This window comes from Dietzia sp. CQ4 (genome assembly GCF_014145125.1).
GTDB classification, from domain to species: Bacteria; Actinomycetota; Actinomycetes; order Mycobacteriales; family Mycobacteriaceae; genus Dietzia; species Dietzia natronolimnaea.
The window spans coordinates 1-4,894 of the sequence record NZ_JAALDZ010000279.1 but is presented as its reverse complement, the minus strand read 5'-3'; the positions used below and the strand labels follow the sequence as shown (position 1 = coordinate 4,894).

Sequence of the window (4,894 nt, the reverse complement as noted above, 5' to 3'; positions counted from 1 at the left end):
GGGGGCCGCGGGCGCCGCGGGTGCGGAGACGGGATCGGCGGTCTCGGCCACGGGCGAGGGGGTCGGGGGAGTCGATGACGACGACGAGGTGGTCCCCTGCGTGGTCGGCGAGGCGGGGGCTGCGGTCTCCTCCGCCCCCGAGCACGCGGCGAGCGCGACCCCGGCCGCCATCGCGAGTGCGATGACGGCCGGGACACGGCGACGCCCGGTGGGGGAGAGCTGGCGGTTCGTCGCGGTGTGGGTCATGCGTTCCTGTTCTTCCAGCGGGGGTCAGGCTCCGATGATGAAGGCCTCGAGCTCGGCGCGGGCCTTGTCGTCGGCCATCTGCTCCGGCGGGGACTTCATGAGGTACGCCGACGCCGGCAGGATCGGTCCGCCGATGCCGCGGTCCTTGGCGATCTTGGCCGCCCGGACGGCGTCGATGATGATGCCGGCCGAGTTGGGCGAGTCCCACACCTCGAGCTTGTACTCGAGGTTGATCGGAGCATCGCCGAACGCGCGTCCCTCGAGGCGAACGTACGCCCACTTGCGGTCGTCGAGCCACTCCACGTAGTCGGAGGGGCCGATGTGCACGTTGCGGTCGTGGATCTTGTTCTTGAGGGAGCCCTCGAGGTTGGAGGTCACGGCCTGGGTCTTGGAGACCTTCTTGGACTCCAGGCGCTCGCGCTCGAGCATGTTCTTGAAGTCCATGTTGCCGCCCACGTTGAGCTGGTAGGTGCGGTCCAGGGCGACACCGCGGTCCTCGAACAGCTTGGCCATCACGCGGTGCGTGATGGTGGCGCCGACCTGCGACTTGATGTCGTCGCCGACGATCGGGACGCCGGCGGAGCGGAACTTCTCGGCCCACACGGGGTCGGAGGCGATGAAGACGGGCAGGGCGTTGACAAAGGCGACGTCGGCGTCGATGCAGCACTGGGCGTAGAACTTGTCCGCCTCCTCGGACCCCACCGGCAGGTAGCTGACCAGCACGTCGACCTCGGCGTCGCGCAGGGCCCGGACCATGTCCACGGGCTCGGCGTCGGACTCCTCGATGGTCTGGCGGTAATACTTGCCCAGCCCGTCGAGGGTGGGTCCGCGCTGGACGCTGACGCCGGTCGGCGGCACGTCGCAGAGCTTGAGGGTGTTGTTCTCCGAGGCGTTGATCGCCTCGGCGAGGTCCATGCCGACCTTCTTGCCGTCGACGTCGAACGCGGCGACGAACTCGACGTCCCGGACGTGGTAGTCGCCGAACTTGACGTGCATGAGGCCGGGGACGGTCTGGTCGATCGCCGCGTCCTTGTAGAACTCGACGCCCTGCACGAGCGAGGACGCGCAGTTGCCGACGCCGACGATCGCGACGCGCACCTTCTTGTCGGTCATGGGGATTCTCCTTGTGATGGGTTCTCTGTCTGGATGAGCTCGTTGATCCAGCGCAGCTCGCGCTCGCTGGTCTCGAGGCCGAGCAGGGTGAGCTGCCGGGCGTAGCGCAGTTCGGTCGGGCCGGTCCGTGTGGCCGCGTCCCGTTGGCCCTCGCGCCGCTCCTCGAGGACCCGCCGCCGGCCCTCCAGGAGCCGCACCCGGGCGGGCCCGGGGGTGCGGTCGAAGAAGGCCAGGTGGACGCCGAAACCGTCGTCGTTGAACGACGCGGCCCCGGGCTCGTCGAGCAGGGCGGCCAACGTCTCCTTGCCCCCGGCGGTGATGCGGTAGGTCTTCCGACCGCGTCGTGCGGTGGCCGGCGGACGCGTGGCGGTGGCCGCCGTGGCGTCCTCGACGATGTCTCCCTGCTGCCGGAGTCGACGCAGGGTGGGGTAGAGCGAACCGAAGGACACGGTCCGGACGGTGCCCAGCATCTCGGACAGGCGCTTGCGCAGCTCGTAGCCGTGCATGGGCCGCTCGTCGAGCAGCCCCAGGATCGCCAGTTCGAGCACCACACCCCTCCCCTCGACGTCTCATGCCTGCGGGTTTCCGCGACGGTCACCGAGAGTACACCTTCGGATGTATCGCGCCGATATACCCGTCCGTGACATCGGACGGACGGATCGAGACAGACGCGGGCCCCGGACCCCCCGGCCTCGCGCCCCGGACCCCCCGTGCTCGTGCCCCGGACTCGCGCGGGGGTCCGGCGCGAGTCGTAGGCTGATCCCGTGGACCACGCCGACTTCCGCCCCCGGCGACCCGGCCCCCCGCCGGGACCGGAGGACCCCACCGGCCGCGACGCCCTCCGGCGTCGGCGGGTGGTGGATTTCGCCCTGCGGCGTCGAGGGGTGTTGGCGGATCTCCGTGAGGGCGTCTCGGCTCTTCGCGAGGTGTGCGACGCGGACGTCTATCTGCTGCGTGCGGCGAGTTTCCATGGCGTGGAGACCGGGACCGTGTGCCCCGTGTGCCGCAAGGAGAACCTCACCGAGGTGTCCTGGGTGTTCGGCGACGACCTGGGTGCGGCGTCCGGATCGGCGCGGAGCGCGGACGAGATCGAGCAGCTGGCACTGACCCATGACGCGTTCACCGTCCACGTGGTGGAGGTGTGTCGCAGCTGCTCGTGGAACCACCTGGTGGAGTCCTATGAGGTGGGCCTCGCCTCCGGCGAGGGCAGGCGCGTGCGCCGGGCGGCGCGGGAGCTCCGCAGGCACCGCTGAGCGCCCTCGCCGGGTGCGCCGAGTTCCGAGTGGAGCGCGATTTCGTACACAATGGACCTCAATGCACCGTCAGCGGGGGTCGCCCGTACCGGTCGGAGCTGCTCGCAGGAGGGTAGAAGATGTCGCAAAGTGACAGGACGCGTGGGAGATCTGACGGGGATCGGGACGACTCCTCGCCCCGGCGCGGCTGGTTCCGGCGTCACCCTGCCTGGACGACGCTGATCCTCGTCGTCGTCGTCCTGTTGGTGATCCCGCTGGTGATCGTCGGGGTGACCTACAACCGCACCGAGATCCCCCGCCCGGGCAGCGTGGCCACCAACCAGATCTCCGAGATCTACACCAACGACGGCACGACCATGATCGGGCGCATCGTCCCACCGGAGGGCAACCGCACCCTGGTGGAGGTCGACGCCATCCCCGTGCACGTGCGCAACGCCGTCATCGCCGCGGAGGACCGCAGCTTCTACACCAACGAGGGCTACGACCCCACGGGCATCGGCCGCGCGGTGATCGGGCAGGTCACCGGCGAGTCGAGCGCCGGCGGCGGGTCCACGATCACGCAGCAGTACGTCAAGAACACCATGGTCGGCGACGCTCCCACCTATGAGCGCAAGGCCAAGGAGATCATCATCGCGGCCAAGATGACCAACGAGTGGTCCAAGGACCAGATCCTCGGGGCCTACCTCAACACCATCTACTTCGGCCGCGGCGCCTACGGCATCGCCGCCGCCTCCACCGCGTACTTCAACAAGCCGGTGGAGGCCCTCACCGTGGAGGAGGGCGCGCTGCTCGCGGGCGTCATCCAGTCCCCGTCCGCGCTGGACCCGCTCAACAACGCCGCCGCCTCCGAGGGCCGCTGGAACTACGTGATGGACGGCATGCGGGACATGGGGGCCATCGACGCCCAGCAGCGCGGCATGGCGGTGTTCCCCCAGGTCGTGGAGGACCCCCAGGCGGTGGACCAGAACGTCGGGGACCCCACCAACGGGGCGATCCGTCGTCAGGTGCTGGCGGAGCTGGCGATGGCCGGCCTGGACGAGCAGATGCTCAACACCCGCGGGCTCAAGATCACCACGACGATCGACCCGTCCACCCAGGAGGCGGTGGTCGAGGCCGCTCGCAGCAACATGCAGGGGGAGAGGCCGGAGAACCGGACCGCGGTCGTCTCCATCAACCCGCGCACGGGCGGCGTGATCGGCTACTACGGCGGCGAGGACGCCGAGGGCTGGGACTACGCCAACGCCCCGCTGCAGACCGGCTCCACCTTCAAGATCTTCGGTGTGGCCGCCGCCCTCGAGCAGGGGATCGGGCTGGGCACCCAGATCTCCTCGGCGCCCGTGACCACCGGAAACGTCACCGTCACCAACGTCAACGGCCAGTCCTGCGGGTCGTGCTCGGTCGCGATGGCGCTCAAGATGTCCCTCAACACCTCGTTCATCCGGCTGCAGCGGATGCTGGAGAACGGGGCCAACGACGTCCGGGACATGGCCCATCGCGCGGGTGTCGCCAAGGAGATCCCCGGCCTGCCGTGGGAGACCCTCACCGAGCAGGGCGAGGATCCCTACGACGGTCTGATCCTGGGTCAGTACCCGATCCGGGTGCGCGACATGGCCACGGGCCTGGCCACCTTCGCGGCCGAGGGCGTCCACCGGCCGACCCACTTCATCGAGAAGGTCGAGACGGCCGACGGCGAGGTCCTGCTGGACAACTCGGCCCCCGAGGGTGAGCGGGTGGTGGACGCCGACGTGGCCAACAACCTCACCTCCGCGATGGAGCCGATCGCCGCCTACTCCAACGGCAACTCGCTCGCGGGCGGCCGTCCCTCGGCCGCCAAGTCCGGCACCACCCAGCTCGGCGACACCGGGTACAACAAGGACGCCTGGTTCGTGGGCTACACCCCGTCCATCGCCACGGCGGTGTGGGTGGGGACCGACGACAACCAGCCGTTGCTCAACGCGTGGGGCGGGACGATGTACGGGTCCGGGCTCCCCGCGGACATCTGGAAGTCGGCGATGGACGGCGCGCTGTCCGGCACCGACTGGGAGAGCTTCCCGTCCCCCGGGTACATCGGTGGCCAGGCCGGCGCGTCCCAGTGGGAGTCCTCCGGCACGGGGACCGGGAACACCGGCGGGACGGGTGCCACCCAGCAGGCGGTCCCCCAGCCCAGCGTCGCCCCCGCCCCCGCGCAGCCCGCTCCGGCTCCCGGGGCGCCGGGTCCGCTCACGCTCAACGTCCCGGGCCTGCCCGAGATCGTCATCCCGGGGGCCGGTGCACCGGCACCC

The 4,894-nt window shown here is 70.1% G+C and carries 4 protein-coding genes and 1 pseudogene; 2 read left to right on the top strand and 3 right to left on the bottom strand.

Annotated elements, in window-relative coordinates; translation table 11 throughout:
• The 3 genes and pseudogenes from G6031_RS14790 to G6031_RS14780 all read right to left on the bottom strand — a co-directional run.
• Positions 1-246: pseudogene (locus G6031_RS14790) on the bottom strand (hypothetical protein); the annotation flags it as partial.
• A 24-nt stretch (positions 247-270) separates the two neighbouring features.
• Positions 271-1,359, bottom strand: coding sequence for an inositol-3-phosphate synthase (locus G6031_RS14785; protein WP_182653658.1), 1,089 nt, complete (start codon positions 1,357-1,359; stop codon positions 271-273).
• Positions 1,356-1,907, bottom strand: a complete 552-nt coding sequence (locus tag G6031_RS14780) for a PadR family transcriptional regulator (protein WP_179526060.1) — start codon at positions 1,905-1,907, stop codon at positions 1,356-1,358. The genes G6031_RS14785 and G6031_RS14780 overlap by 4 nt, the downstream gene beginning before the upstream one ends.
• A gap of 306 nt (positions 1,908-2,213) precedes the next feature.
• Here G6031_RS14780 and G6031_RS14775 point away from each other — a divergent pair, with 306 nt between their 5' ends.
• Both G6031_RS14775 and G6031_RS14770 read left to right on the top strand, forming a co-directional pair.
• Positions 2,214-2,612, top strand: a complete 399-nt coding sequence (locus G6031_RS14775; RefSeq protein WP_179526059.1) for a DUF5318 family protein — start codon at positions 2,214-2,216, stop codon at positions 2,610-2,612.
• A 119-nt stretch (positions 2,613-2,731) separates the two neighbouring features.
• On the top strand, positions 2,732-4,894 hold a 2,163-nt coding region (locus G6031_RS14770), incomplete at its 3' end, for a transglycosylase domain-containing protein (protein WP_182653657.1).

What these genes read in the sequence shown, in the direction of transcription:
- G6031_RS14785 (WP_182653658.1), bottom strand. Translation starts at nt 1,359, where the DNA reads ATGACCGACAAGAAGGTGCGCGTCGCGATCGTCGGCGTCGGCAACTGC.